We start from the raw sequence: 25877 nt of genomic DNA, 5'->3' as shown, positions 1-25877 counted from the left end.
ACACTAAATTGTATCAATATTAAAAGAAGCAGAATGTTCCTCTTCCGACAGGTAATAAAATTCATCTAATGCTTCATCTAATGCATATTCTTCGGGTTCTATTTCTTCGTCTGTTTCAATGTCATATAAAAATAGTTTCATCTTTAACTCAATATTTTATCTAATTCTTTAATACATTTTTCTTTTGCTTTGGTAACATCTCCCGATAGATCGCCATAATGACTTTCTTTAATTCCTAATTTCTTTCTATATAAATCTTGAATGGTGATAATCATGCCGGTTAAAGCATCGGGATTTGTTTCATTTCTTATCGCACTATTGATATATTGGGTTATTTTTAATTTCGTTGATTTATGACGAAACCAAATTTGCCTCATCGCAGCAGCTCCACATTGACGTAATGTTCCTTCCGGATCATTTAACATACGTTCATTTAAATACCCTAAGTCTTTTGAATTACCAATCCAGCCCAATACAATGATACTGGCATATCGTAATTCATATTCAGGAGATTTTATTTCTTGGATGGCGAGTTCTTCTGTTCCTGAATATTTTATTTCTCCTAGAATTTTTATTATTTCACTTTTTAGAGATACATTTTGTTCTTTATCATATTTTTTTACTAAAAAATTACCTACTTTGTTTTTATCTTTTCTTTTTACGAAAAAAGTTAATAAATCTGTAAGTAAATATTTATCTTTTGTAGATTTTATTATTTCATAATGAAATTCTAAAACCTTTTCATCATCAGATTTTAATAATAGATCACCAAAATCGAATATACCGTCATCAGTATCTTCCATTTTTATTAATTCTAAATATTTTTCCTTTAATAAATTAATATTCATATGCTTTATGGTTTAGGATTTTTGGGTTTATTTGCTGGTCCATATTTATGGTATTGATCACCACAGAATTTATGTCTATCTCTATGAACCGATTTTCTTTGTGTTTTCATATATTTCGCCTTATCTAGTTTTCTTTTACCCGCATGTGTAGTTCTTATATAAAGAGGTTTTTCATGTGAAACTTCATAACCTTCTGGAACTTTTTTCCCTTTTGAATCCAATATTTGTCTTCTAGCTCTATTACTCAATCCACTTTTGGGGTCTTTCGCATCTCTTAAAAGGGCTTTTCTTCTTTCTTCCATATTTCTCCTATAACTTGGAGCTTTAATTTTCTTGTTAGGATCTTCGGTAAAACGCCCTGTTTTACTATTGTGTAGTCTTCCATTTATATCCCTAAAAGTACCTACTGGGTCTTTTACAACTTTTTTAATTGTATCAGTAAAGCAAGGCTTAGCATTATGCACCAGCCAAGCGAGTTTGCCAACAAAGTAGGTGTGCCAGTCTTCAACTTCAAAATTATAGACTTTTTATATCTCTTATTGTAACGTTTTTACTTTCAGCATAGTCTAGTACTTTTTGGGAAATTTTTCCGCATTACGTTCGGTGTTTTTGATAACTAAAAGAATGCACAATAAAATATTATGGTAAATCTAAATATTCAGGTTTTAAAATGTTTTGATAATCAAATAAGTATTCGTAATCTGTGTAATTTTGGGGTTTTCTTAGCCAATTATGTGATAAGTTTACTTGGGTTTCTTTTTCTTCATAATTCATTCCAAACTCCGGTCTTTTTGTTTTTGTAATGGTCTTAACATTCATAATGCCATTATCTCTAAAAAGAACTTTGTTGGTTATTCTTTTATCTGCATCTTCATCATATAACTCAATCTGACGTAAAAATATCTTTCCATCCACATCCTTATTATGTGAATCTTTACCTTTATCGTAGACCATAAAAAGATAAATAAACAATTCACCATTATGATAAGTTAGAAAATCAATACTTATCTTTCTAAAATAATTATTTACGCATGCTATAGGCTCACCATCTTTAAAAAAGGTGACATAGTATTCTTTATCATTATCAAAAGCATATTTGGCCCAATCTTCTGCATTCTTGAGATGTTTTTTGTCTTCTGCTGTTGGTTTCCTATCAAGGCTAAGATCTACTATATTCTCTAAAGTATCTTCTTCAGACATTACTTCTTTCATAGTGTCATTGTATTCTGCGAATTTTAATGTGTACATATGTGCTTAATATTATTAATTAATTTTATAATCCGGGTAATTTAGAAATATCATCTAGTATACGTACACCTTTATAAGATGCCTATTTTTGATTTGTTATCAAGAGATAATATCATTCAATACCGGGCGTTCGAGTTGGATTATGCCTTCGTATTGTCCAAATTCGGGATATTTTTCGTATAAGCCTGAAAAGTCGAGTTTTTGATTGCCTTTGTAATCTTCGTATTTCCCCTTAGAATCGATATATTTTCGGGCAGCGTATGTTCCGTCCTGATCAAATGCAAAGTGCATACGGTACTCTTGCTCTTCGCTGCTGTTTCCTGGGATAAATTGATAAAACCAAACTTCTTCTAAAAATAGGGTGCGATCTTCTTTTACTTCATCGAAAAGATATTTTAGATATGTTCTTCCTTCATTATCGATAAAATAAACGCCAACATGTTTATTTCTAGGCACTATCGTAACGTAACAATAGGGGTAAAGTGATTTTTCGGAGTGTAGTACGCAAAACTCATATCCCAATAAATGCTCGTGGTTATATTTAGCGACTTCTTCAGAGGTGAGTTTGCCTTTTTCTACTTTTTTCTCAAATTTAGTATTATTCCATGTGTCCCAACAACCAACTGCAAGATATTCTTCTCTTACTTTTTTTCGGAAGTAATCTGTATATTTTATCATAATTTGCTTCTTTTAATTTAATATGTTTCCGTTTATATCTCTTATTGTAACTTTTTTATTTGCCGCGTACTCTAAAACTTCTTTGGAAATTTTTTCTGTTTGTCTAGGTACTTCTAAAATCATTTGCCCGTCTAATTTTTTTCCTGCTCTTGCAATGGCTTCCGCATTACGTTCGGTGTTTTTGATAACCGTACCGGGGGCGTATTTGCTAGTGAGTTCATCAATATATTTTTTTGCTGTTCTTTCTGTTACTTTCCCTAACTGTGTAAATTTTCGGCTTACTATTTCTTTACTGGGTAATAATCTAGTCCTTTTATATTATTATTTTTTAAAAGTTGATATAGCTTTTGCGATACAAAGACTTCTTTATAATTGGCATGACCGGAACCAAAATTTTCTTGAGATACAAAAAAATCAAAATTTCCAGGATGATTTTCAAAAGACGGAAAAAATCCTTTATTGTTTAAATGAAACCTAGTCATTTCCCACTCTGGGATATGTGTTTTCTCATCTACATTATTATCATTTATATTTAATTTAGATGAGGATATTCCTTGTGGTAACAATTGAACTACTGTAACTAGAGGTTTTTGATTACCATACCCAATTACACTTTTGCTTTGTATATTCAGTGGTTTAAATATATTTTCATAAATTGAAGGTGTAGTAAAAAATGTATCTTCAAGCCAATATATTGTTCCTATACTTTTTTTATTCCATTTAGGTTCGCTTAATAGTGAGATACTTCCAATTTGCTTTCCTCTAATAATTCCAAAATTTTCACTTCTTTTTGTTATTTCAAATACATTGTTTAAATAAGGAAAAACATTAAAAGGAAATTTTTCCAATTCATCATTTCCATCTAAGTCTTCTGGTTGAGGATATCCCAAAATTTTACTAGACTTAATTGATAAATAATCGGCATTAATTCTTTCGTTTTCTGAAAATTCTGTTTTGACAACAGTAACATAGTTTTTATAGTTGCTTCCGAATATGGATTGAAGTTGCTCGTTCGTTTCGTCATTTTCATAGAATGTAAAAGCATCACATCCCACATCGACATAAATATTTATATTTTTTAATTTACAAACTTCTTTTAAGGAAAAATTTTTAAAAAATCGATATTTTATTTTCATATTGATTAAATCCATGTATCAATTTTTTAAACTTTTTCTATTATCCTTTCATAGGATAATAATTTAAACCTTTAATATTGTTAGTTTTTAATATGTTATAAAGTTTTTTTGAAATTATTGTATTTCTTTGAGTTAATCCTCCTGTACCAAAATACTCATGAGTATAAAAAAAATCAAATTCACCGGGTGAAGAATCAAAAGATGGATAATAAGAATCATCGCTTAATACATATTTATCAATATCCCAATTTACAATATGTGTTTTTTCTTTGACTTGAGTTTTATTAATAATTAAGTGAGATTTACTGATTCCTTGTTGAACTATTTGTACAACATTTTCTAATTTGGTTTGAGTTTTATAGTTTATAACTGGCAAAGATTTAATATTTAAAGGTCTAAATATTTTTTCAAAAACTTCGGGTTTTACAAAAAAAGCATCTTCAATGTTATTTGCCGAGGCAATTTCATTTCCTCTCCAATTAGGTTCATCTTCTAAAGAATAATAGCCGATTTGATTTCCTCTTAATATTCCAAATTGTTTGTCAGTCTTAATTATTTCAAAGACACCTTTGTAATAAGGGTATATATCAAATGAATATTCGTATTCATCTACAATAGATTCGTCATCTGGTTTTGCATATCCCAACATTTTATTTGCATATATATTTAAATACGGGGCTAATGCTCTATCTTTTTCTGAAAAATAACTTTTCTTTTGGGTTATATTATCCCAATCCTTATTCAGCATATTTTTGATTCGTTCAAAATTTTGATTATTTTCCTCGATTTCAAATGAATCCCACCCTTCTGATACATTAATTCCTAACCTTTCTAATTCATCTTGTTCTTCTTTATTAAAATTCTTAACAATTCTATATTTTATTTTCATAATTTTAATGCTTCTGGATAGTCTTCCCACCCTTGCAATGGCTTCCGCTTCTATATTTATCCAATAGAATCTTGTATCAGGGAGAAATATTTGTCGTCTTCGTCCTGAAAAATTTCTTTTCCTTCCAGCATATAAGCACTCATAAGCGCATCTTTGGCTTTATCCATATTTTCTAATTCATAATACGTTTCTCCAAGTCCTAACCACACATAGCCGTTTTCTAATCCGTCAGGACATTTTAAGGCTTGTTCGTAGTTGTTATTGGCTTGTTGATAATTGCCTAGATTGAAATAACTATCTGCCATTGCCGTGTAAATATGTAAACTGACTTCCCAGTTTTCTTTTTGGAGGGGAACTAAATTTAAAGCAGATTCGTATTTTTCAATCGCTTTGTTATATTCTCCTGCTTCGGCATATTGGTCTCCTTGTTCTAATTTGGAAACGATTTGATCGTATAATTCATCTGATAATTCCATATTATTTATACCTTTTTGCTGTTTAATTTTTTATGTACTTTTCAGGATGTCGATAAAAATCTAAATATTTGGGGTCTTCACCTTTAAAAACTCTATAGCCTGCTTCAGACACAGCATCATCCCATTCTTCTTTGGCTTTTACGTAGTCGCCGGTTTCAAAATAATACCTGCCAAGATAGAAACCTAAGTCTTCATCATCTAAATGTAAGTTATTATTGACCATAATCATATTATTAAGCCACTTTTTTGCCCGCTCAAAATCTTTTATTACAAAACATTTATTAACAACATAACTTGCGGTATTGTATGCTTCATTCCAATTCTCTTTGGGTTCGGGGTATAAATTCCATGCTTGTTCATACAATTTAAAAGATTGTTCAATTTCATTGTTTTGAAATTTTTCATAAGCCAAATCGGTTAATGTTTCAATTTCATCCTGTAATTTTTTGTCTAATACTGCCATAATTTTTATCTCTTTTTTATTTTAGCGGAGGTTTATACGTTTCTTTTAACTTTCCACCTCTGCTGCGGTTAATTTTATAATATTCGAGTTCGTAATTTTTACTGTTTAGCATCCATTCTCGTACTTCTTCGCTTTTGGCGCCAAATTTTCGTCCTACTCTGTTCCACCAACTTACGGCGTCTACTTTATGGGACATATCCGCATATTTTATATCCCTCCACTTATTAGAATGTTTATCCCAAAATTGTTTTTGCCCGTCTTTTATTCTTGCTGTACCTTTTTTCTCCATCCTTTCAAATACTTCCCTGCCGGTTCTGCTGTTTTTACCGGGTGTTCGCCCTAAGTATTTAAGCCTGTTGCTAATATTTTTTAGGGAATTTTCCAGTTTTTTTATGCCACCGCTCAAACAAGGCTTAGCATTATGCACCCACCAAGCGAGTTTGCCAACAAAGTAGGTGTGCCAGTCTTCTATTTGTCTTGTTTAGTTTTACAATTCACGTTTAATTTTATTGAAATAAGTTGTACCACTCTTTTATTATAGCTATTTGATTCACTTCTGGGCATATTATTTCTACAATACCTTTTAATTTCTTCACAAAAAATAATATTTGATTGTCTAAGTCATCTTGTGTTTCGGCGGTTATAGAAGGTTTCCAACCAGTAGTTGAAATGTTTTTAATTTCAACTATTTTTTTATCATGAATTAAAAGTAATTTTCTATTTGTTCCTACTTCGTAAAAATCTAAGATATGTTGTTTTTTAATACCTTTTGTGACTTTTAATATATCATCTAATTGTTCCAAGAAAACAGAGAGATCACCAAATACAGTAACGTTCCATACTTCACCTAGTAAATTGAAATAAAACTTTATTTTATGAGTTTCATAAATAGCATCTTCAATGATAGAAAGTGCCTCTGTTAAGGAATCTTTATCATATAACTCAAACTTAAAGTCAGTTAGTTTCGTTAATGGTTTTTCAATGATTAAATCAAATTTCATTTTTTTTAAGGTATTATTTTAGGGTAAGCTGTAGTTAAAATATTAGTTGAGCCATCAGGATTTTTTATAATATGTAATGTCTATTCCATAAAATGAATTGTTTATGCAAGCTAAGGGAGTTTCTCCGGCTAAGATTGTCACATAATATTGTTGATAATTAAGGCTTGAAAAGGCATATTCAGCCCATTTTTTAGGGTTTTTAATTAATTCTAATTCTTCTTTGTTAAGATTATTATCTAAATAGTTTTCTTTGATATTGTTGAGTGTGTTTTCTTCTGAATCTAAACTCTTCTTTATCCAATTGTACTCTTTAAACTGAAAGTTATATTTGCTCATAATTAATCACTTTTTGAATAATACTATAATAAATATACATAAAAAAATTAACTTATTATCGCAAACAAGCGATAGTCGCTGATATCATCAAGAAAAATAACTGTTACCAATTTAGCTAAACGCTTTATATTCAATAACCTAGCCACTTATAATGTGCTAAATAAAGCCCGATTGAAGCTATCAGTTCTTTTAATCTGCTAGAATGAACGCTATAAAAAACAGCCTGTCAAAATGCGATCTCTATCTAAAACATGCTATTTATAATCTCAAAAAACTCATTTAACATTAAATAACATCACTCCTCTGAATATAACACACTAATAAAAGTGTAATTTTTTAGGTAAACGGTGTAATCACTATTGGGTATTTACTCGACTGTTCTTTTTTTAAGTTAAATTTTGTAAAAAATATTCAGGAGTCTATACCGTCTTGAGATAAAAAAATGAAAAGAGTGATACAAGCTTTAAATTGAAAGGTGGCCTAATCAACAAATATTTAGCGATTCAAAAAGAGAGAAAACAAAAGCTTAACTGTTTTATTGATTTTTATAATACGGTTAAACCGCATAAAGAAATTTTAGGCAAAACGGCTTATGAGTTTTTAGGGGATTATTTTAATTATGGAGTGTAAATACCTACCGATAAAGATCGGTAGGTACGCGTTAGATTATTTTAGATGGTTTGCCGATTTTAAGATCGCTATTAATAATTCCCAATATCGGTAAACACTTTGAATATTGACTTTTTCATCTGGAGAATGCGGCGAAACAATTGTTGGTCCAATTGAAATCATATCCATATTTGGGTAACTCTGCTTAAATAAACCACATTCAAGCCCTGCATGAATCACCATTATTTTCGCTTTCTGAGAAAAAATTTCGTGATATTTATTTTTTGCAAGTTGTAACAATTGTGAATCTAAATTAGGCTCCCAACCAGAATACCCTCCACTAATTTCATAATTAGCATTTGCTAATTGGCTAAGCGATATCAATGTTGATACAACCGCATCTTTTGCGCTATCAACTTGAGAACGAATTAAAAAATGAACATTCAATTGATTATCTTCAATATTAACAATACCTAAATTAAGTGAAGTTTCAACCACACCATCTAGCTGTTTACTCATTCTAACCACGCCATTAGGTGCTGTATTTAGCCAATTGATGATTTTATTTTGATGTTCAGTAGTTAATACGCGTTTTACTTTATTGGACTGGACTTCTGATAAAGTGATTTCAATAGTCGGTTCAACATGACCTAACTCATTGTGTAAGATAGTTTGATACTGTTGAACAATGGCTTGTAATTTAGGTAGATCTTGTTTATTTAGTGTGATTTCAGCAAAGGCTTCTCTTGGAATCGCATTACGCAATGATCCACCTTTTATATCAGCTAATCTAAAGGAAATATCTTGCGCATATTGCGCTAAAAAGCGAGCCATTAATTTAATTGCATTACCTCGACCAAGATGGATATCACACCCGGAATGTCCACCTTTTAATCCTTTAAGTGAAAGATTCATATAGCAATCGTGCTTTTCTGGCATTACCGCATAAGTAATAGCAAAGGTGGTTGTAAAGTCAACGCCACCAGCACAACCCGTAAATATTTCACCTTCATCTTCAGAATCGGTATTAATTAAATATTGGCTTTTTAGCCAATTAGGTTGTAAACCAAAAGCGCCATGCATGCCGGTTTCTTCTGACACGGTTACTAATACTTCAATCGGTCCATGTTCAACTGATGGATCAATTAAAACAGCAAGTGCAGATGCTAGCCCCACTCCGTTATCTGCGCCTAATGTAGTACCTTTGGCTTTTACCCAGTCACCATCAACATAAGCTTGAATTGGGTCGGTTAAAAAATCGTGAATAGTACCTTCATTTTTTTGTGGCACCATATCCATGTGTGCTTGTAAAGCAATTGATGGGCACTGTTCCATACCTTTGGTAGCGGGCTTAGTTAATAAAATATTACCCACTTTATCAAGTTTGCAATCAATATGATGTGTATTGGCAAAATCGACAATATATTTAGTTATCATTTGTTCATGATGAGATGGATGTGGAATATTACAAATATCATTAAAAATTTGCCAAACAGAACTAGGTTTTAGTGTAGAAAGCATAATATAACCCCAATATTAAGTAAGTAATAAATTTGAGTGGTTTTTTTTATCTAACCACTCTATAATAAGGTGCAATTTTACATCTATTTTTAGTCCATTAATATTAATTTATTATATTCGTATATCCGATTAAAATTGCAGGTTACTCATGTCAATAGAACAAACATTAACAGAAGAAGAAATTAAAGCCAAAAAACAACAAAAAGCAGAACTTATTGCTGAAAAGAAAAAATTCAACGTCACCTGGGAAATGTTACAATCCTATGGTCGTCAACTTTCAGAGCGTTTATTACCTGCAAACCAATGGAAAGGCATTATTGCCGTTAGCCGTGGTGGGCTTGTTCCAGCTGCTATTTTAGCGCGAGAATTAAGTATTCGCTATGTTGATACGGTTTGTATTTCAAGCTATGATCATGATCACCAACGTGAAAAACTAATATTAAAACAAGCCAACGGTGATGGAGAAGGCTTTATCGTGGTTGATGATTTAGTTGATACAGGTAACACCGCTCATACAATTCGCGAAATGTATCCAAAAGCTCATTTTGTCACTATTTTTGCAAAACCAGCTGGTAAGCCCCTTGTTGATGATTATGTGATTGATATTGCGCAAGATACTTGGATAGAACAGCCTTGGGATACCGGTGTCATGTTTGTTAAACCGATTTGCGATAACAAATAATCAAGAAAATTAAATTCGTTATGGTAGCCATCGAAAATCTAACAGCACAAATATTTAAACCACAATTTGATTACCCCGAAACATCAACGCTTATTAATCGTATCGATAGTGGTGATGGTAGTAGCATTAGCGCCTTAGACGGTGAGATTGACTCAAGATGGTATCGAATTATTAATGCGGTTTTATGGCATTGGCGAGGATTACCAAAATTAGAAGCTGAAGCGGTTTTAGCAAAAATTGCCGCTTCAACTAAACTACACACCAATGATAAATGGTTAGATACCGTCGTTGGTTACCAATCTGGTAACTGGGTTTATGAGTTTTTAAATCAAGCAGCAGCATGGCAAGCTAAAGCGGAATCGATTGATAAAACGAATCTTACCGGTGAAGATAAAAATAATTTACTCAATTATTATCTTATTGCCAGTGAATTATCAAGTATTGCTAGCTATCCACATTTTAAAACTGACGAACTTGCAATGCACGCCCAAACTTGCGCTTACCAAACTTATGCAAAAGCAATTAACTTTTCCCCTTTTTTGATTAAAGAACTTGAATTTAAAGTTGATAATCGTAATATTAAGACAATGTTACATTTACCAAAGACGGAAAAGACTTGTCCTGTTGTGCTAATTTGTAACGCATTAGGTAATTTACAAATTGATTATTACCGTTATTTTAGTGAATTTTTAGCACCTAATGGGTTTGCTATGCTAACGGTTGATCTGCCAACTGTTGGTTATAGCCGTAACTTTGCTTTATCACAAAATAGTAGCCAAATTCATCAAGCTATAATAGAACAACTTCCATCCATTCCTTGGGTTGATAATAATCGTATTATTGTTGCAGGATTTCGGTTTGGCTCACACATTGCAACACGTTTAGCATATTTAATGCCAAATAAAATAAAAGGGTTATTTAATTTTACTCCACTCATCCACCAAATTTTTGTTGATAAAACGTTACAAAAAAATCTACCTAATAGTTACAAAGATATGCTAGCTAGTCGTTTAGGATTACCATCAATATCCAACCAACAATTGGCAGCAGAATTAAATTATTTTTCACTAAAAAATCAAGGGCTTTTAACTCATGCTTGCCAAGTTCCTGTTATGAATATCATTTTTGAAGATGATAAGCTCAGTAACCTTTGCGAAGCAAAATTGATTCATTCAACGAAACAAAACAAAGTAGTAACTGTTCCTAAAAAACAATTACAAAAAAGCTTGCATCAAGCGTTAACACAATCAGTAAAATGGATGGAGTCAGTTCTATAATTCACGTTTAAACAAAAGAGTAATATTATGAGCAACAAAAAACAACAAACAATTGTTGTTAAATTAGGTACTAGTGTGCTTACTGGTGGCACTAAGCAATTAGATAAAGCACAAATAATTAAAATTATTCAACAATGCGCACTTTTACATCAAGATGGGCATAAAATTATTATTGTTACATCAGGCGCAATTGCCGCAGGTCGTGAATATCTTAACTACCCTACTCTACCTAATACCGTTGCATCCAAACAATTACTTGCCTCTGTTGGACAAAGCAAATTAATACAACTTTGGGAACAGCTATTTTCCATCTATAAGATTTATATCGGTCAAATGTTACTTACTCGAGCCGATTTGGAAGATCGTGAACGATTTTTAAATGCACAAGACGTTTTAAAAGCAATGTTAGATAATCATATCGTTCCTGTCATCAATGAAAATGATGCTGTTGCAACCGCAGAAATTAAAGTTGGTGATAATGATAACTTATCAGCACTAGCCGCCATTTTAGCTGAAGCTGATAAACTGATTTTATTAACCGACATTGAAGGTCTATACACTGCTGATCCAAGATCTGATAAAAGTGCCAAACTAATTCATACAATTGATCATATTGATGATAATTTACGAAGCATCGCAGGTGATAGTGTTTCAGGGCTAGGTACTGGAGGAATGAGTACAAAACTACAAGCTGCTGAAGTTGCTGGTAGTGCTGGCATTGAAGTCATAATTGCCGCAGGAAACAAAGCCAACGTCATTATTGATATTATCAATAATCAATCTGTCGGTACACGATTTATACCACAGAAAACCCCACTAGAGCATCGAAAACACTGGCTTTTTGGTGCACCCAAAGCAGGCATAGTGCGCTTAGATGATGGTGCAGTTAATGCAATATTAAATAATGGTAGTTCGCTGTTACCTAAAGGGATTATCAACGTAGAAAAAGATTTTTCTCGTGGTGAAGTTATTGATATTTGTGATAAATCAGGCAAACGCATTGCACGTGGTGTCAGTCGCTATAACAGTGATGCTTTAAGACAAATTGCAGGGCATCATTCTCAAGAAATTAGTCAAATTATTGGCTATGAATATGGTTCTGTAGCTGTTCATCGTGATGATATGATTGTCAATTAACATAATAATACAATTAAATTAAACATAGCATAACAAAAATTAAAGAATACAGATAAAGGCAAACATATGTTAAATCAAATTGGAAAGACAGCTAAATTTGCTTCATATCAACTAGCGCAATGTTCTACCACTATAAAAAACAATGCTTTGATAGTTATTGCTGATTTATTAGAACAGTATAGTGCAAGCATACTTAGTGCAAATGAAAAAGACATCCAAACAGCAAAAGAACAAGGTTTAAACGAAGCTATTTTAGATCGTCTACTTTTAACACCTGAACGGTTAACATCTATCGCCAATGATGTACGTAAAGTGGTTTCCTTAACTGATCCTATTGGTCAAGTGATTGATGGTTCAATTTTAGATAATGGATTAAAGCTACAACGTCATAGAGTGCCTTTAGGCGTTATTGGTGTGATTTATGAAGCACGGCCAAATGTAACAATTGATATTGCAGCCTTGTGCTTAAAAACAGGTAATGCAGCAATACTTCGTGGTGGAAAAGAAACAATCAATACCAATGCAGCCATAATTTCTGTTATCCAAAAAGCATTAAAACAAGCTGGTTTACCGCAAACAGCTGTTCAATGTATTAATGATCCTGATCGTAAATATGTTCATGAGCTACTTAAACTTGATAAATACGTTGACATGATTATTCCCCGTGGAGGTGCATCTTTACACAAATTATGCCTTGAACATTCAACAATTCCTGTTATTACGGGCGGTATAGGCGTTTGTCATATTTTTGTCGATGAAACAGCTGATTTTGATAAAGCCCTACCAATTATTGTCAATGCCAAAACTCAGCGTCCAAGCACATGTAATACGCTTGAAACGCTATTAATTCATCAAAATATTGCAAAGCAGTTTTTACCTAAATTTAGCCAGATCATGGCAGATAATAATGTGATTTTACATGCTGATGCAAGCTGTTATGACATATTAAAAACAGGTACAGCAGCTGTCTTGCCCGTTAAAGACGAGGAATTAAAACAAGAATGGTTATCAAAAGATTTGAATGTGCTTATTGTTGATTCGCTTGAACTGGCTATAGAACATATTCGCGAATATGGTACAGGTCATTCAGAATCAATTTTAACGCGTAGCTTAATTAACGCAGAACAATTTGTAAATCAAGTTGATGCAGCTGCTGTTTATGTCAATGCCTCGACACGTTTTACTGATGGTGGGCAATTTGGGTTAGGTGCTGAAGTTGCGGTTAGTACACAAAAATTGCATGCTCGTGGGCCAATGGGACTTGAAGCGCTAACGACTTATAAATGGATCGGTTATGGTGATGATTTGATTCGCCAATAAAAAATCAAAATTAGCATAAAAGCTAACATAACCGTTCGGTCACCCGAACAGTTATTCTGCTTAATAAAACTAAGCAAAATTACGCATCAATAATGCAAAGTTTAAATCGATTTCTTCAGGAATTGGAATATAAACAATATGTCCATCACCTAATCCAGCAGGTACAGGCTGTCCTTTTTTATTTTCCATACGTTCAATAATAAAGGTTTTATTACCTTTTGGTGTCATCATTTCAACACTATCACCAACTGAAAACTTATTTTTAACAATAACCTCAGCAAGACCATTTAAACGCTCACCACTAAATTCACCGACAAACTGTTGCCTGTCCGACACAGAATGGCTATGTACATAGTTTTGCATATCTTCATGTTTATGGCGACGTAAAAAACCTTCGGTATAGCCTCGATGAGCTAAAGAATCAAGTTCGGCTAATAGACGTGGATCAAATGGCTTCCCTTCACTCGCCGCATCAATAGCTTGGCGATACACTTGTGCGGTTCTTGCACAATAATAAAATGATTTAGTGCGCCCTTCTATTTTAAGAGAATGCACACCAATTTTAGTTAAATCGTCCACCAACTCGACCGCTCTTAGATCTTTTGAATTCATAATATAAGTACCATGTTCATCTTCAAAAGCTTGCATATATTCGCCAGGCCTACCTGATTCTTCAAGCATAAAGACCTTATTGGTAGTTTTACCAATTCCTAACGTAGGTTCAATTTCCTGCACAGGAATTGGTTCACATTTATGAACAATTTGTCCTACTTCATCTTCTTTACCTTCTGCAACTTTATACTCCCAACGGCAAGCATTAGTGCAAGTGCCTTGGTTTGAATCACGCTTATTAATATAACCAGAAAGCAAACAACGACCAGAATAAGCCATACAAAGTGCACCATGGATAAACACTTCAAGCTCCATTTCAGGAACTTTTTCACGGATTTCAGCAATTTCATCAAGCGATAATTCACGGGATAACACAACACGAGTTAATCCCATTTGATGCCAAAACTTAACCGTTGCCCAGTTAACCGCATTGGATTGCACCGATAAATGAATTTCCATTTCAGGAAAATGTTCACGAACTAACATAATTAAGCCTGGATCAGACATGATAAAAGCATCAGGCTTCATATTTACAATAGGTTCTAAATCACGAATAAAAGTTTTTAGTTTAGAGTTATGAGGAGCAATATTAACTACCACATAAAACTTTTTGCCTTGAGCATGAGCTTCATTAATACCAATAGCTAAATTTTCATGATTAAATTCGTTATTTCGTACACGTAAACTATAACGAGGTTGACCAGCATAAACCGCATCCGCTCCATAAGCGAAAGCGTAACGCATATTTTTTAAAGAACCGGCAGGAGAAAGTAACTCTGGTTTTGTATATAAAGTTGTCATTAAAAATGCCTCTGATTTCAAGTCAGTATTACTTATTAGTAATAGGTTAAGCAAAATAGGATGGGCATTTTACGCTTTAGCTTATCAGTTGGCAAATTAATTAAATAGTTATGCTTATTAGAACATCTTTTTAGTAAAGAATGTGATTAAATTCACACTATTTTGTAACTATGCCTAATTTTTTTAAATTTTAAAATATGATTTTTATGCAAAACTACATAGTATAATGCCTAGTACAATAATAAAATTAACCAATATCACAAATTATCTGTATAGAAATAAAATAAGAGGAAATCTAATGAATGAAATAATTTCTTGGTATGGTGCTCTAATAGGATTATTTCTTGCAATATTTTAAATTTTACGAGGAATAAATCCTGTTTATTCATTATTTTTTGGTGCAATAATTGGAGCATTTATTGGCGGTGCAAATTTAATTCAAACGGTCTCAATCTTAGTTAGTGGCACACAAAGTATTATGGGTACAGTAATTCGAGTATTGGCTGATGGTATTTTAGCTGGCGTCATGATGGAATCAGGTGCAGCCGAAACTATAGCTCAAGCTGTGGTTAAAAAGTTAGGGGAAAAGAAAGCGCTATTAGCTTTAGCGCTTGCAACAGGAATCATTACTGCATCTGGTGTATTTATTCCTGTAGCGGTGCTAATTGTTGCACCGATTGCTTTATCTGTTGGGAATAAAATGGGTATATCGCGATTGGCTCTATTGTTAGCTTTATCTGTTGGAGGTAAAGCAGGAAATATTATATCGCCTAACCCTAACACCATTGCCGCAGCAAATGGTTTAATTTAAGTTTAAGTGATATCATGATAGGTGGTTTTATTCTAGCTATATTTGGATTAACTGCAACTGTTGTTATTGCCTCATTAATCAAGAATAAAGGAGATAAAATCGCTGTTCAAGAAGTGCTTGCTTTAGCAAAAGATGAACCAGAAAGTAAAAAAAATACTCCGTCTTTAATCAAAGCTATTGTTGCTCCAGTTACCGCAATAATACTGCTAATGATTAGCCCAATTGGTAATATTTGTCATATTGATTCCTTGGCTAATTTAAAAATTGACGCATTATATGTACTACCAATAGTGGGAATGATTGGTATGTTTGCTATGGATCAACATCGTAAAATAGCAATGTACACAAAATCAGGAATAGATAAGATGACACCTACTGTTCTTATTTTAATCGGTGCAGGAGCAATTGCAGGTTTAATTGGTGCATCAAATCTTGCTGGACAAGTTATTCATATAATTCAATCAATGGGGATTTCTGGTTATTATTTATCACCAATTTCAGGCATCCTAATGGCTACAGCGACTGCTTCAACTTCAACCGGAGTTATTTTAGCAACAGGAACTTTCGGTTCTACAATTACGAATATGGGCATACCAGCAATTAGTGCTGCTGTCATGATGCATACAGGTGCTACAGTTATTGATTCATTACCTCAAGGAAATTACTTCCATGTCACTGGTAACAGCATGAATATGTCAATTAAACAGCGTATGAAATTAATCCCATACCAAGCGCTTGTTGGTGGAACAATGACAATTATTGCAACTTTATTATATGGCTTTATTATTTAATATCAGGATTAACTTTATGAAACAAAAAACATTTGTACTTGCACCAGATTCTTTCAAAGAAAGTCTAACAGCAAAAGAAGTTTGTGAAGCAATGGAATCAGGTATAAAAAAAGTATTTTCTGATGCTAAATTTGTTCATGTACCAATGGCCGATGGCGGCGAAGGCACTACACAATCATTAGTTGATGCTACAAATGGAACATTACATACTTGTGAAGTAACTGGACCTCTAGGCAATAAAGTTATGGCCCATTTTGGTATTTTAGGAGATAAAACCACTGCAGTGATTGAAATGGCGTCAGCAAGTGGAATTCAACTTGTACCCAAAGAAAGCCGTAATCCACTAATCACAACCACTTATGGAACAGGTGAATTAATTTTGGCTTGTATAAAGCATGGGGTAAAAAAGATCATTTTAGGTATTGGCGGTAGCGCCACCAATGATGGTGGTGCAGGAATGGCACAAGCTTTGGGCGTCAAGTTTTATGACAAAAACGATCAATTATTAGGTAAAGGTGGTGGGGTCTTAGATAAATTAGCAAAAATCGATGTATCTGAAGTTAACTCATTACTTGATAATGTAGAATTTATTGTTGCTAGTGATGTTACAAACCCATTATGTGGAGAAAAAGGCGCATCAAAAGTTTTTGGACCACAAAAAGGTGCAACACCTGAAATGGTTAAGCAATTAGATAAAAATCTACAGCATTATTCATCTGTAATAAAATCACAATTAGGAAAAGATGTTTCAACAATTCCTGGTGCAGGAGCTGCTGGTGGATTGGGCGCAGGATTAATGGCATTTACTAACAGTAAAATGGAAAAAGGAATTAATATTGTTATTCGTTATAGTGATTTAGAAAACAAATTAAAAGGTGCTGATTTTTGTTTTACTGGTGAAGGAGGAATTGATTTCCAAACTAAATTTGGCAAAACACCTTTTGGCGTAGCTCAAGTTGCTAAAGCACAGCAAGTTCCTGTAATAGCTTTAGCTGGTACAATTGGAAAAAATATTGAAGATCTCTATCCTGAAGGTATTGATACTATTTTTGGCATTATTCCAACTGCTGCAACAATAGAAGAGTTACTTGCTGGCGGTTTTAAAAATATAGAACGAGCTAGTGAAAACATAGCTCGTTTAATTAAAATAACTCAAATATAGCATCTGACAAATAAATTAATATCAAAAGAGGAATAGCATATTGACAATACTATTCCTCTTTTTATTTAACATAATGATATTAACTAAATAGTATTGCTAAATTAACTGGGTTAAATCTGTCTAAATTTGATGATCGAATACGGCTATATATTGCACTTCAACTAGATAAATAATTATTTTAAAAAATCCTAAGCTATTTTTTGGTATAAAATTAATCGCTATTATTCAACAATGGTAAATATTCATTCCATCGATATTCTCTAATTGGCATAGGGTTAGTATTTTTAAAATATAAAACTAAAGCAGGTTTAATACCATTCCAATTATCAACAAATTCATATTTAACAAGCTCCCCATCTTTGATTAACTTCTTTGCTTTGGCATGATAATTAAAATACCCCATAGATTTACGGTTCCGTTTGGTAAATTTAATAAAATTTGATATTAACATATCACAGCTAAAACCTAGCTAATATTATTTTAGATAGAAGTAAATAAAAAATCTTGATTAAAAAGGGTTTTTATAAAATATATCCACTTTAAATTGGAATTATTTCTACTCAATAGTCGAATTATTACTTCTATATTTATAAATCAAAAATTAACATGTTATAAAGATTATTAGAAATTAGAATAAAAATGAGGTGATTGATGTAATTATAACCTATTTAAACTTGACGGCTAATTAGGTCAATGCTAATATCTGCAACCTATTCAGATAGCCCTCTAAGGCGCGTTGGCAGAGTGGCCATGCTGCGGATTGCAAATCCGTCTACCTCGGTTCGACTCCGGGACGCGCCTCCATTAAAATTAATAATTTATCTAACAATTTCTTAAGTAGATAACAACAAGTGGCTGTAAAATGGCGGTCAGTTTAGATAAACTGAAAGCTAGCGAGCTAGCTTTTTGTTAATGATATTCAATTCCATAAAACGAAGCACATGTAAAAAATCTATCAATGCTATTATAAGGATCGTGCGGTAAAGCGTCATAAGCTTCAAATGTTAAATAAACTGTGATTGTTCCACAAATTTTATAGCTGCTTTTTTCTGCAACTAGTTTATAAGCCGACTTATCACAACTGCAATAGATACGTTATTTAGCGCCATTCTTGAAATATAGTGAGAGAATTGAAAACCTTTCATATAGTTTACCTTTTAGTAATTCTGAAATCTGCCAGATCAGTTGAGTTGTTTCTAACTCTATTATGACAACATAATGGCCGAACCATGAGTCAATTATTATTGTTATCTTTCTCCAATTTTTCTTTCAGCAATGCGAGACCTTCAAATATTGCTGATTTCTGAGCTCCATAAATAACAGCTAATTCTTTTAATAATAAACTTTCTTCTTCTGTCAAATACGCACCCGGTAGACGCGGTCGCCCAGCATTTCGAGATCGGTACGCTTGTTCGTTTTTTCGTTGCTTTTCTCTATTCATTATTCAGCTCTGCATCTTTCGAAAGATAGCAATCGTCCCCCATTTTTGACTGATAACGATATACATTAATTTTTTTACTATTGCATGTCATTAATAAAAGGTGTTTGCTATCGTACTGCTGATTGTATAATTGCCAAAAAGCTGTTTTTGCTATTTCAAAGCTGACGGTATTCGTTCTTGTTTCTGCAAGAATTTCGCTACCGCCTTTTCTTTGTTTTAGTACATAAACCCGGTAAGTTTTTATATTTTCAGATATCGCCATTCTCTCCCTCTTAAGTCATTGTAAAGATCGGTAGTGCTTCGGTATTTATGACCAAGTAAAATTTGGGTGTTAATTTTTTGATCTCGGTATAAACGTTCCGCCAACGATCTAATTTCAAAAAAACTAGGCGGGTTATAACCCTCCCATTGATTTTTTTTAAATAACGAATCACGTAAGTTACAAAAATCCCTATTTAGCCGCCAGTACTGCACTTTTTCATCATTAGTTTCTATAAAATAATGATTACCGCCGCATAAAATAATCGCATCTTGTATACTTATTTTTACAGGATCAAGAGTTAAATCAAGCGGTAGCGCAAGTTTTGATCCGTGTTTTATTAAACGTTGTTCACCATCAACTTCTATATACTTTCTGCCCTTTAATTGATGAATAAATAAATGTTCATCTCTTATAAAACAATTTTCTTTGTCAAACCCCATCCCAAGCAAATCGCCCGGTCGTTGTGCTGTAACAAGCGCAAGCATCATAGCGCCGCTTAAGTATGCCGGTGATGTTTTTTGGCGCGATTATACATTAGCATAAATTCATCAAACAGCAAACGCGCACGCTTTACATGTTGAGCTGGGTATTTTTTCAGCCAAAATTGTTATCAATAAAACCGTAAATCATTGCGTCATTAAAAAATCTCCTAACAATGAATACATTATCTTAGCCATGCAAGGCTTATCTGCGATAACATATTCATCAATAACATTTTTCAGATGAATAGTTTTATTTCATTTAATTTTAAAAAGCCGATCTTGCTCTTTATAATCATAAGATGCCGGCTCTTTTCACTTAGAGTTTTAGCAGAAAAGTTTTTATTTGGTAACAATTTTTCATATTTAATTAACTAGTCATGCATATTTTTATTTACTTTTTAGTAATTTTCGAGTCTGCCAGAACAGTTAGTTATTTCTAACTCTATTATGACAACATAAGGCCGCGCTATGAGTTAATATTTTTTATTTCAGTTTTATATTGATTCTTTAGGATCCTTTTTTCAATAAGCTTTTACACTTTGTTTTGTAATAAAATCTAACTGAAAAATTTCACGTAAAAAACCCTGTAGGCGGGTGCGGTGTAGCACGCTTTGGGTCACCTGATCGATTTTGTTCCCGATTATTCATTTTTAATAATTCAGATATGAAAATAGCCAATAGTTCAAGCGTGTTATTGATTTATTTTGATTTTATTTGAAATTTATTTAAGAAAAGTGTTGACTTTGTAGGTAGGTATTACTATAATGATAAACATCAGTAAGGCACTGATGAGGTAAACCCCCGACCTAAGACGGGGGCTTAAGGGAGAAAGAAGATGATTCGGATCTTAATTCTCTTGGTTATAGTGCTGGTATCATTTCCAGTCTATTAACCAATCAAAGGCGGGGGTGCGACCCCGCCGATGACCTTAATATATCAATTGATTAATTAAAAATCAAGGTGACGAAATGGCATTATCAAGGGCTGAAATTCAAAAGCGAAGTGATGACAAGCGAGGCGTAAAATCCAAAAGCTACAAACTACCGATTGAAACGATAGATACAATAATAGCGTTAAGCAACGGAACGGGCAAATCACAAAGCAAAATTATAGAAGAAGCTATTCAATTGTATAAAGATTCACTATAAAAAAGCCTACAAACGTAGGCGAGGATCAGTTATTAGACTATCTTTAGTAAAACTAAAAAGAAAACAAAATTCTTTTAATTCCTTTCTATCTCGAAGTTGATATTGTTGTGACGCTTGATAGAGTCACAACAATAAGATATAGAAAAATCAATATAACGCCAAGCCACCCGGCTAAAGACATCTGTTCACCAATAAATTAGCATCGCTAATATAGCTGCAATAACAGGCTCTAATAAGCTGATTGTAATAGCCGAGCTAGCCGATATTTTAGATAAACCATAGCCATAACATAAATACCCCATAAACATGAGGATCAATGCCATATAAATACAAACCACAATATTGGTTAGTTAGTCAAATAATGCAGTCCTTGTGAGTAACATAACGGGTATGGGTAAAATGCCACCAACGCCCATTGCTAACGAACCAATAAGCAAAGGGGAAAGTGAGGGCGCAAAACTAGCGACTGTGCCCGTTGTGCCCCATAAAATAGATGCTAATATGACAGCTAAAATACCCAATGTATTATTCATTAAATGGGTGATTACTCAATGTTTTGTACTTGCTCTCTGATTTGTTCAATAAGCACTTTAAGTTCAATCGCACTTGCTGTCACATCAGCATTAATTGATTTAGAGGCAATTGTGTTAGATTCTCGATTAAACTCTTGCATCATAAAATCAAGTCTGCGTCCTACTGCTTCGTTTTTCTTTAAAATAGAATAGGTTTCTTTAACATGTGTCATTAAACGATCAAGTTCTTCAGCAACATCAATACGTTGTGCAAGCATAACAATTTCTTGTTCAAAACGAGAATTATCAAGTTCAATATTGGCTTCTTCTAATTTACTTTTTAGCCTCTCTTTTTGCCATTCAAGAATTTCAGGCATCCATTGACGGATTTTGCCGACTTCTGCTGTAATTGCTTCTAATCGTTTGATAATAAGATCACAAAGTGCTTTACCTTCGCGTTCACGCACCGTAATAAATTCATCAATTGCAGTATCAAGTAGCGCTAAAATTTCTTGCGAAATGGTATCTAAGTTTTGCTCTTTTGCCGACATTACACCTGGCCAGCGCAATACATCAATAGGGTTAATTTGCGCTGAGTCATGCTCCGTTTGTACCCAACTTGCCGCATTAAGTATTTGTTTAGCTAGCTCTTTATTTAATGAAAGCTCTTGATGTTGTGCTGATGGTTCTAATTCAAAGCGTAAATTACATTCTATCTTTCCACGAGTTAGGCGGTTTCGTAATCTTTCACGAATGATAGGTTCAAGTGAACGAAATTGCTCTGGCAAACGAATATATGTTTCTAAGTAGCGTTGGTTAACTGAACGTAATTCCCAAGAAGCGCTCCCCCATGGTTGGTTTAGCTCTTTTCTTGCATAAGCAGTCATACTTGAAATCATAATAACATCCTAAAATTGTAAAAAACTTGCTGGGCATTGTATCATAAATTCTGTATAATGCGCTCTTAGCTTAGGCTAAACATCGACTTATCTTGTTGATGTCCTCCTAAATGATTAACTCAAAACTAATTTTAAACAGAAACTGTTGGAGAAATGCATGCGCCCGTCTGGTCGATCTGCGGAACAAGTCCGCCCAATAAAAATAACCCGTCATTATACTAAGCATGCAGAAGGTTCTGTATTAGTTGAATTTGGTGAAACCAAAGTGCTTTGTAATGCTACTGTTGACGAAGGCGTTCCTCGTTTTTTAAAAGGGCAAGGCCAAGGGTGGGTAACTGCTGAATACGGCATGTTACCTCGTGCAACCAATTCAAGAACACAACGTGAAGCCGCTAAAGGTAAACAAACAGGCCGAACAATGGAAATTCAACGCCTAATTGCTCGCTCATTACGAGCAATGATTGACTTAAAGCTGTTAGGCGAACATACCATTACACTTGATTGCGATGTTATTCAAGCCGATGGCGGTACTCGAACGGCCTCAATTACTGGTGCTTGTGTTGCTTTAAATGATGCTATTAACCAAATGCTAGCCAATGGCAAAATTAAACAAAATCCAATTAAATCGCTAGTTGCGGCTGTTTCTGTTGGTATTGTTGAAGGTGAAGCGCTTTGTGATCTGGAATATATAGAAGATTCAAACGCTGAAACCGATATGAATATTATTATGACCGATGATGGACGAATCATTGAAATACAAGGCACAGCAGAAGGCGAGCCATTTAGTCATGAAGAGTTATTAAAATTGTTAGCATTAGCAAAAAATGGAATAGCAACCATTATTGATGCTCAAAAACAGGCCTTAAAAGATTAATTGGAGAAAATCAATGAAATCATACAAAAGTGAATTTATTGAATTTGCATTAAATAGGCAAGCCTTAAAATTTGGCGAATTCACGTTAAAATCAGGTAGAAAAAGCCCTTACTTCTTTAATGCTGGTTTATTTAATACCGGAAAAGATCTTGCATTGTTAGGCCGTTTTTATGCTGCCGCATTAATGGATGCTCATTTAGAGTATGATGTGATTTTTGGTCCTGCTTATAAAGGTATTCCAATCGTTTCATCAACCGTGGTCGCCCTTTCTGAACACCATAATGTTGATGTGCCTTATTGCTTTAATCGCAAAGAAGCCAAAGATCACGGTGAAGGTGGTAACTTAGTCGGTAGCTCTATTTATGAACAGCGCGTCATGTTAGTTGATGATGTAATTACCGCTGGTACCGCAATTCGTGAATCTATGCGGATCTTAGAAGACAATAAATCTAAACTTGCAGGCGTATTAATCTGCCTTGATCGCCAAGAAAAAGGTCGTGGTGAACTTTCAGCCATTCAAGAAATTAAACAAACTTATCATTGTGATGTTATTTCAATTATTACATTAGATGATTTGATCCAATACCTTTACAAAGATCCTGCTCGCAAAGATCAAGTAACGCTAGTTGAGGCTTATCGGTCTGAATATGGGATAAAGTAATAGCTATTTACTTTTTTTATCTTATAAAAATTAAAGCATCGAAAGGTGCTTTTTATTTCTGTCCACAAGTTTTAGCTCAAACTTAACCTGACAGAAACTTATTAACTCATCGGTATTCATTTTAACAAAATGCGTTTTCCATGCACAAAATAAATTCTCTAATTGCTTTCCTTTACTAGCCCCTTTGCTCCGTTCCACGTTTGCCATGGTGTCTTTCTATAATAATATTTGTCAGAATGCGCTCTTCTCGATTGTAAAGCTTAAATCATTGCTCAATACTGTTTTTTAAAGCGATAATAACTATCTCGCCCCTCCCCCAATGACTTTGCAAGCTTGTTGAATGTTACCTTGTTGCTTGGCTAATTCTAAAAGTCTTAATTTAGGTTTAATAATTTCTGCTATTTGATTCATTTCTGACTCTTTTTTTTACGTTATAAAACAAATTAAATATCTGATTAAATAAAAATATTTTATTTAAAACACGATACTATAATTATTACATTTTATTTATATCGGCTAATAAAAAAGGGACAGCAGTCCCTTTTTTGTAGTATGTTTATTTTTGCGATTCAAAAAGTGCTTCAGTTTTGTTATCAATAAAAATAGCATTAACTAAAATAGGATCAGGAGCACCTTTTACTTCAAAACCTTTATCACCTTTTTTGAGTTGTTTTTTCTCAATAGTCAATATACTTTTTTGATGGCATTTTGGACATTGGCAATAAAAATAGAATAATGCATCTTGTTGTTCTATATTTGGATCTACATTATTGATAAGATCATCCTCATTTTTATAAAAAACAATATTACTCAATACATCTGCATAATTACCTTGTTGATTGTTAAGGATTTGAGACTCTAATGTAGAGTCACTAAATGAGCTCAACGTTGATTTAGAATACCAAGTTTGACAATCTTCACAAAAATAATCATTTATACATAACGCAAAGAAAGCAGGAATAAAAAAGATAGCCATCTCAATTAAATAAAGGATTATAAGAAAAATTCCAGATATCTGCCCTCGTGACATTTTACCTTTAGTAATAGTTATTTCACGGTAAGGAATGATATCATTCATCATAATATCAACCACTTTCCAAGGTGAAAAAAATAGTGAAGCGTTAAAATAATCCATTCCTAAGATAATGGTTTCAAAAGTTACAATACTAGAATAATAAGCAAATAAGCAGAGAAAAAACGTCATCAAAAAGTTGACTTTTACATTACGAATTTTGGCCAATTTAGTAAATTTACCAGAGATAAACGTTAAGATATAAGCCATACCGATTACTATACCAGCATCAATAATAATCAATGGTGAATACGAAGATATAATCGAATATATAATACCTAGTACAATTGCAGCAATAATACCAATAAACGTGAGCACAATTGTTAATGCTAAATTAAATTTTTGCGAGAATTGATAATGATTCAAAGATGATTCCATAATTTTATCCCTTGCTTTTATAATCAACCTTATCTTAACTGTCTAAATTATTATTAATAAAAATAATAATTTTTATGATAATGATCAATTATCTATGATTTTTTATAAGTAAAAAAATAGGTTATTAGTGGCTACAGTATTTTAATCAAAGTTTTTAAAATGTAAAGTTTTAGTAAATTTAAAGCTATTTGTAGAAAACCGCCAAGTTATTTACACTTTATGATTAAAATAATCCGCTAAAAATGCATAAGGTGTTTTCCTGAAATCGCTTTATGTGGTTTAACGGTATGATAAAATTAATCAAACGTTTAAGCTTTTATTTTCACTCTTTTGCATCGCCCAATATTGGC

General features: G+C 33.0%; 30 protein-coding genes, 1 tRNA gene and 2 pseudogenes. 10 read left to right on the top strand and 23 right to left on the bottom strand.

Annotated features, from left to right (window positions below; all coding sequences use genetic code 11):
* Nucleotides 1-3: 3 nt before the first annotated feature.
* The 13 genes from GQ590_RS04960 to GQ590_RS04905 form a co-directional block, all read right to left on the bottom strand.
* A complete protein-coding gene (locus tag GQ590_RS04960) occupies nt 4-141 on the bottom strand; it encodes a hypothetical protein (RefSeq protein WP_160406273.1) in 138 nt (45 codons plus the stop codon).
* A gap of 2 nt (nt 142-143) precedes the next feature.
* Nucleotides 144-848: a HEAT repeat domain-containing protein gene (locus tag GQ590_RS04955; RefSeq protein WP_160406274.1), complete on the bottom strand. Its 705-nt coding sequence runs from the start codon at nt 846-848 to the stop codon at nt 144-146.
* Between the two features lie 5 nt (nt 849-853).
* Entirely contained in the window at nt 854-1312 is a 459-nt protein-coding gene (locus GQ590_RS12240; protein ID WP_202112880.1) for a hypothetical protein, read from the bottom strand.
* Between the two features lie 175 nt (nt 1313-1487).
* On the bottom strand, nt 1488-2048 hold the full coding sequence (locus tag GQ590_RS04950; RefSeq protein ID WP_160406275.1) for a hypothetical protein: 561 nt from the start codon (nt 2046-2048) through the stop codon (nt 1488-1490).
* Nucleotides 2049-2195: 147 nt separating this feature from the next.
* On the bottom strand, nt 2196-2774 hold the full coding sequence (locus tag GQ590_RS04945; protein WP_160406276.1) for a hypothetical protein: 579 nt from the start codon (nt 2772-2774) through the stop codon (nt 2196-2198).
* Between the two features lie 281 nt (nt 2775-3055).
* The gene (locus GQ590_RS04940) at nt 3056-3910 is read right to left on the bottom strand and encodes a hypothetical protein (RefSeq protein ID WP_160406277.1); all 855 of its coding nucleotides are present in this window, start codon (nt 3908-3910) and stop codon (nt 3056-3058) included.
* A gap of 40 nt (nt 3911-3950) precedes the next feature.
* The gene (locus tag GQ590_RS04935) at nt 3951-4799 is read right to left on the bottom strand and encodes a hypothetical protein (RefSeq protein ID WP_160406278.1); all 849 of its coding nucleotides are present in this window, start codon (nt 4797-4799) and stop codon (nt 3951-3953) included.
* Between the two features lie 56 nt (nt 4800-4855).
* The gene (locus tag GQ590_RS04930; protein ID WP_160406279.1) at nt 4856-5275 is read right to left on the bottom strand and encodes a tol-pal system YbgF family protein; all 420 of its coding nucleotides are present in this window, start codon (nt 5273-5275) and stop codon (nt 4856-4858) included.
* 22 nt (nt 5276-5297) lie between these two features.
* Nucleotides 5298-5738, bottom strand: coding sequence for a hypothetical protein (locus GQ590_RS04925; protein ID WP_160406280.1), 441 nt, complete (start codon nt 5736-5738; stop codon nt 5298-5300).
* Between the two features lie 16 nt (nt 5739-5754).
* Nucleotides 5755-6165: a GH-E family nuclease gene (locus GQ590_RS12455; RefSeq protein ID WP_202112879.1), complete on the bottom strand. Its 411-nt coding sequence runs from the start codon at nt 6163-6165 to the stop codon at nt 5755-5757.
* A gap of 79 nt (nt 6166-6244) precedes the next feature.
* Entirely contained in the window at nt 6245-6739 is a 495-nt protein-coding gene (locus GQ590_RS04915) for a hypothetical protein (RefSeq protein ID WP_160406281.1), read from the bottom strand.
* Nucleotides 6740-6793: 54 nt separating this feature from the next.
* Complete coding sequence (locus tag GQ590_RS04910; RefSeq protein WP_160406282.1) at nt 6794-7075, bottom strand: hypothetical protein; 282 nt, start codon at nt 7073-7075, stop codon at nt 6794-6796.
* A gap of 666 nt (nt 7076-7741) precedes the next feature.
* A complete protein-coding gene (locus tag GQ590_RS04905; RefSeq protein WP_065636665.1) occupies nt 7742-9205 on the bottom strand; it encodes an aminoacyl-histidine dipeptidase in 1464 nt (487 codons plus the stop codon).
* A 148-nt stretch (nt 9206-9353) separates the two neighbouring features.
* Between GQ590_RS04905 and gpt the strand changes: the two genes are divergently transcribed.
* The 4 genes from gpt (at nt 9354) to proA (ending at nt 13621) form a co-directional block, all read left to right on the top strand.
* On the top strand, nt 9354-9887 hold the full coding sequence (gene gpt, locus GQ590_RS04900) for a xanthine phosphoribosyltransferase (protein ID WP_160406283.1): 534 nt from the start codon (nt 9354-9356) through the stop codon (nt 9885-9887).
* 20 nt (nt 9888-9907) lie between these two features.
* Nucleotides 9908-11164: an alpha/beta hydrolase gene (locus tag GQ590_RS04895; RefSeq protein WP_160406284.1), complete on the top strand. Its 1257-nt coding sequence runs from the start codon at nt 9908-9910 to the stop codon at nt 11162-11164.
* A 27-nt stretch (nt 11165-11191) separates the two neighbouring features.
* Nucleotides 11192-12301, top strand: coding sequence for a glutamate 5-kinase (proB, locus tag GQ590_RS04890; RefSeq protein ID WP_160406285.1), 1110 nt, complete (start codon nt 11192-11194; stop codon nt 12299-12301).
* A 66-nt stretch (nt 12302-12367) separates the two neighbouring features.
* Nucleotides 12368-13621: a glutamate-5-semialdehyde dehydrogenase gene (proA, locus tag GQ590_RS04885; RefSeq protein ID WP_160406286.1), complete on the top strand. Its 1254-nt coding sequence runs from the start codon at nt 12368-12370 to the stop codon at nt 13619-13621.
* Between the two features lie 69 nt (nt 13622-13690).
* Here proA and yegQ read toward each other — a convergent pair whose 3' ends face one another.
* Nucleotides 13691-15034, bottom strand: a complete 1344-nt coding sequence (gene yegQ / locus GQ590_RS04880; RefSeq protein ID WP_160406287.1) for a tRNA 5-hydroxyuridine modification protein YegQ — start codon at nt 15032-15034, stop codon at nt 13691-13693.
* A 358-nt stretch (nt 15035-15392) separates the two neighbouring features.
* Here yegQ and GQ590_RS12850 point away from each other — a divergent pair.
* Together GQ590_RS12850 and GQ590_RS04870 are read left to right on the top strand one after the other, a co-directional pair.
* Nucleotides 15393-16636 (top strand): annotated as a pseudogene (locus tag GQ590_RS12850) (GntP family permease).
* A gap of 16 nt (nt 16637-16652) precedes the next feature.
* On the top strand, nt 16653-17798 hold the full coding sequence (locus tag GQ590_RS04870) for a glycerate kinase (protein ID WP_160406288.1): 1146 nt from the start codon (nt 16653-16655) through the stop codon (nt 17796-17798).
* 211 nt (nt 17799-18009) lie between these two features.
* Here the strand turns inward: GQ590_RS04870 and GQ590_RS04865 are convergent, their stop codons facing one another.
* Nucleotides 18010-18201 carry a thermostable hemolysin delta-VPH gene (locus GQ590_RS04865; RefSeq protein WP_160406289.1) on the bottom strand — a complete coding sequence of 64 codons (192 nt, stop codon included), beginning with the start codon at nt 18199-18201 and terminating at the stop codon, nt 18010-18012.
* Between the two features lie 327 nt (nt 18202-18528).
* Here GQ590_RS04865 and GQ590_RS04860 point away from each other — a divergent pair.
* Nucleotides 18529-18602, top strand: a tRNA-Cys gene (locus GQ590_RS04860).
* Between the two features lie 430 nt (nt 18603-19032).
* Here the strand turns inward: GQ590_RS04860 and GQ590_RS04855 are convergent.
* Genes GQ590_RS04855 through GQ590_RS04845 form a run of 3 tightly spaced genes read right to left on the bottom strand, consistent with a single transcriptional unit; the run spans nt 19033 to nt 19989 of the window.
* Nucleotides 19033-19239, bottom strand: a complete 207-nt coding sequence (locus GQ590_RS04855) for a hypothetical protein (RefSeq protein ID WP_160406290.1) — start codon at nt 19237-19239, stop codon at nt 19033-19035.
* Nucleotides 19232-19501, bottom strand: a complete 270-nt coding sequence (locus tag GQ590_RS04850) for a hypothetical protein (RefSeq protein ID WP_160406291.1) — start codon at nt 19499-19501, stop codon at nt 19232-19234. Before GQ590_RS04850 ends, GQ590_RS04855 begins: the two co-directional genes overlap by 8 nt.
* Entirely contained in the window at nt 19480-19989 is a 510-nt protein-coding gene (locus GQ590_RS04845) for a hypothetical protein (RefSeq protein ID WP_160406292.1), read from the bottom strand. The genes GQ590_RS04850 and GQ590_RS04845 overlap by 22 nt, the downstream gene beginning before the upstream one ends.
* A 962-nt stretch (nt 19990-20951) precedes the next feature.
* On the opposite strand from GQ590_RS04845, the gene GQ590_RS04840 reads away from it, so the two are divergent.
* A complete protein-coding gene (locus GQ590_RS04840) occupies nt 20952-21131 on the top strand; it encodes a ribbon-helix-helix protein, CopG family (RefSeq protein WP_160406293.1) in 180 nt (59 codons plus the stop codon).
* A 185-nt stretch (nt 21132-21316) separates the two neighbouring features.
* Here the strand turns inward: GQ590_RS04840 and GQ590_RS12235 are convergent, their stop codons facing one another.
* Genes GQ590_RS12235 through GQ590_RS04830 form a run of 3 tightly spaced genes read right to left on the bottom strand, consistent with a single transcriptional unit; the run spans nt 21317 to nt 22542 of the window.
* On the bottom strand, nt 21317-21454 hold the full coding sequence (locus GQ590_RS12235; protein WP_202112878.1) for an EamA family transporter: 138 nt from the start codon (nt 21452-21454) through the stop codon (nt 21317-21319).
* 27 nt (nt 21455-21481) lie between these two features.
* On the bottom strand, nt 21482-21664 hold the full coding sequence (locus tag GQ590_RS12230; RefSeq protein ID WP_202112877.1) for a hypothetical protein: 183 nt from the start codon (nt 21662-21664) through the stop codon (nt 21482-21484).
* A gap of 11 nt (nt 21665-21675) precedes the next feature.
* A complete protein-coding gene (locus tag GQ590_RS04830) occupies nt 21676-22542 on the bottom strand; it encodes a YicC/YloC family endoribonuclease (RefSeq protein ID WP_160406294.1) in 867 nt (288 codons plus the stop codon).
* Nucleotides 22543-22699: 157 nt separating this feature from the next.
* On the opposite strand from GQ590_RS04830, the gene rph reads away from it, so the two are divergent.
* The gene (gene rph / locus GQ590_RS04825) at nt 22700-23416 is read left to right on the top strand and encodes a ribonuclease PH (protein ID WP_160406295.1); all 717 of its coding nucleotides are present in this window, start codon (nt 22700-22702) and stop codon (nt 23414-23416) included.
* Between the two features lie 13 nt (nt 23417-23429).
* On the top strand, nt 23430-24077 hold the full coding sequence (pyrE, locus tag GQ590_RS04820; RefSeq protein ID WP_160406296.1) for an orotate phosphoribosyltransferase: 648 nt from the start codon (nt 23430-23432) through the stop codon (nt 24075-24077).
* A 275-nt stretch (nt 24078-24352) separates the two neighbouring features.
* Here the strand turns inward: pyrE and GQ590_RS04815 are convergent.
* Nucleotides 24353-24488 (bottom strand): annotated as a pseudogene (locus tag GQ590_RS04815) (IS481 family transposase); the annotation flags it as partial.
* Between the two features lie 145 nt (nt 24489-24633).
* Complete coding sequence (locus GQ590_RS04810; RefSeq protein ID WP_160406297.1) at nt 24634-25527, bottom strand: hypothetical protein; 894 nt, start codon at nt 25525-25527, stop codon at nt 24634-24636.
* Nucleotides 25528-25877 lie beyond the last annotated feature (350 nt).

Origin of the sequence: Gilliamella sp. Lep-s35 (genome assembly GCF_009795845.1) — a bacterium.
GTDB lineage: Bacteria > Pseudomonadota > Gammaproteobacteria > Enterobacterales > Orbaceae > Gilliamella.
The sequence above is the reverse complement of the archived record's forward strand: the minus strand, read 5'-3'. Positions and strand labels throughout refer to the sequence as shown.

Excerpts from the sequence above, each read along its gene's own strand:
- GQ590_RS04960 (WP_160406273.1), bottom strand. The coding sequence starts at position 141 with ATGAAACTATTTTTATATGACATTGAAACAGACGAAGAAATAGAACCC.
- GQ590_RS04955 (WP_160406274.1), bottom strand. The coding sequence starts at position 848 with ATGAATATTAATTTATTAAAGGAAAAATATTTAGAATTAATAAAAATG.
- GQ590_RS04950 (WP_160406275.1), bottom strand. The coding sequence starts at position 2,048 with ATGTCTGAAGAAGATACTTTAGAGAATATAGTAGATCTTAGCCTTGAT.
- GQ590_RS04945 (WP_160406276.1), bottom strand. The coding sequence starts at position 2,774 with ATGATAAAATATACAGATTACTTCCGAAAAAAAGTAAGAGAAGAATAT.
- GQ590_RS04940 (WP_160406277.1), bottom strand. The coding sequence starts at position 3,910 with ATGAAAATAAAATATCGATTTTTTAAAAATTTTTCCTTAAAAGAAGTT.
- GQ590_RS04935 (WP_160406278.1), bottom strand. The coding sequence starts at position 4,799 with ATGAAAATAAAATATAGAATTGTTAAGAATTTTAATAAAGAAGAACAA.
- GQ590_RS04930 (WP_160406279.1), bottom strand. The coding sequence starts at position 5,275 with ATGGAATTATCAGATGAATTATACGATCAAATCGTTTCCAAATTAGAA.
- GQ590_RS04925 (WP_160406280.1), bottom strand. The coding sequence starts at position 5,738 with ATGGCAGTATTAGACAAAAAATTACAGGATGAAATTGAAACATTAACC.
- GQ590_RS04915 (WP_160406281.1), bottom strand. The coding sequence starts at position 6,739 with ATGAAATTTGATTTAATCATTGAAAAACCATTAACGAAACTAACTGAC.
- GQ590_RS04910 (WP_160406282.1), bottom strand. The coding sequence starts at position 7,075 with ATGAGCAAATATAACTTTCAGTTTAAAGAGTACAATTGGATAAAGAAG.
- GQ590_RS04905 (WP_065636665.1), bottom strand. The coding sequence starts at position 9,205 with ATGCTTTCTACACTAAAACCTAGTTCTGTTTGGCAAATTTTTAATGAT.
- gpt (WP_160406283.1), top strand. The coding sequence starts at position 9,354 with ATGTCAATAGAACAAACATTAACAGAAGAAGAAATTAAAGCCAAAAAA.
- GQ590_RS04895 (WP_160406284.1), top strand. The coding sequence starts at position 9,908 with ATGGTAGCCATCGAAAATCTAACAGCACAAATATTTAAACCACAATTT.
- proB (WP_160406285.1), top strand. The coding sequence starts at position 11,192 with ATGAGCAACAAAAAACAACAAACAATTGTTGTTAAATTAGGTACTAGT.
- proA (WP_160406286.1), top strand. The coding sequence starts at position 12,368 with ATGTTAAATCAAATTGGAAAGACAGCTAAATTTGCTTCATATCAACTA.
- yegQ (WP_160406287.1), bottom strand. The coding sequence starts at position 15,034 with ATGACAACTTTATATACAAAACCAGAGTTACTTTCTCCTGCCGGTTCT.
- GQ590_RS04870 (WP_160406288.1), top strand. The coding sequence starts at position 16,653 with ATGAAACAAAAAACATTTGTACTTGCACCAGATTCTTTCAAAGAAAGT.
- GQ590_RS04865 (WP_160406289.1), bottom strand. The coding sequence starts at position 18,201 with ATGGGGTATTTTAATTATCATGCCAAAGCAAAGAAGTTAATCAAAGAT.
- GQ590_RS04855 (WP_160406290.1), bottom strand. The coding sequence starts at position 19,239 with ATGAATAGAGAAAAGCAACGAAAAAACGAACAAGCGTACCGATCTCGA.
- GQ590_RS04850 (WP_160406291.1), bottom strand. The coding sequence starts at position 19,501 with ATGGCGATATCTGAAAATATAAAAACTTACCGGGTTTATGTACTAAAA.
- GQ590_RS04845 (WP_160406292.1), bottom strand. The coding sequence starts at position 19,989 with ATGATGCTTGCGCTTGTTACAGCACAACGACCGGGCGATTTGCTTGGG.
- GQ590_RS04840 (WP_160406293.1), top strand. The coding sequence starts at position 20,952 with ATGGCATTATCAAGGGCTGAAATTCAAAAGCGAAGTGATGACAAGCGA.
- GQ590_RS12235 (WP_202112878.1), bottom strand. The coding sequence starts at position 21,454 with ATGGCATTGATCCTCATGTTTATGGGGTATTTATGTTATGGCTATGGT.
- GQ590_RS12230 (WP_202112877.1), bottom strand. The coding sequence starts at position 21,664 with ATGAATAATACATTGGGTATTTTAGCTGTCATATTAGCATCTATTTTA.
- GQ590_RS04830 (WP_160406294.1), bottom strand. The coding sequence starts at position 22,542 with ATGATTTCAAGTATGACTGCTTATGCAAGAAAAGAGCTAAACCAACCA.
- rph (WP_160406295.1), top strand. The coding sequence starts at position 22,700 with ATGCGCCCGTCTGGTCGATCTGCGGAACAAGTCCGCCCAATAAAAATA.
- pyrE (WP_160406296.1), top strand. The coding sequence starts at position 23,430 with ATGAAATCATACAAAAGTGAATTTATTGAATTTGCATTAAATAGGCAA.
- GQ590_RS04810 (WP_160406297.1), bottom strand. The coding sequence starts at position 25,527 with ATGGAATCATCTTTGAATCATTATCAATTCTCGCAAAAATTTAATTTA.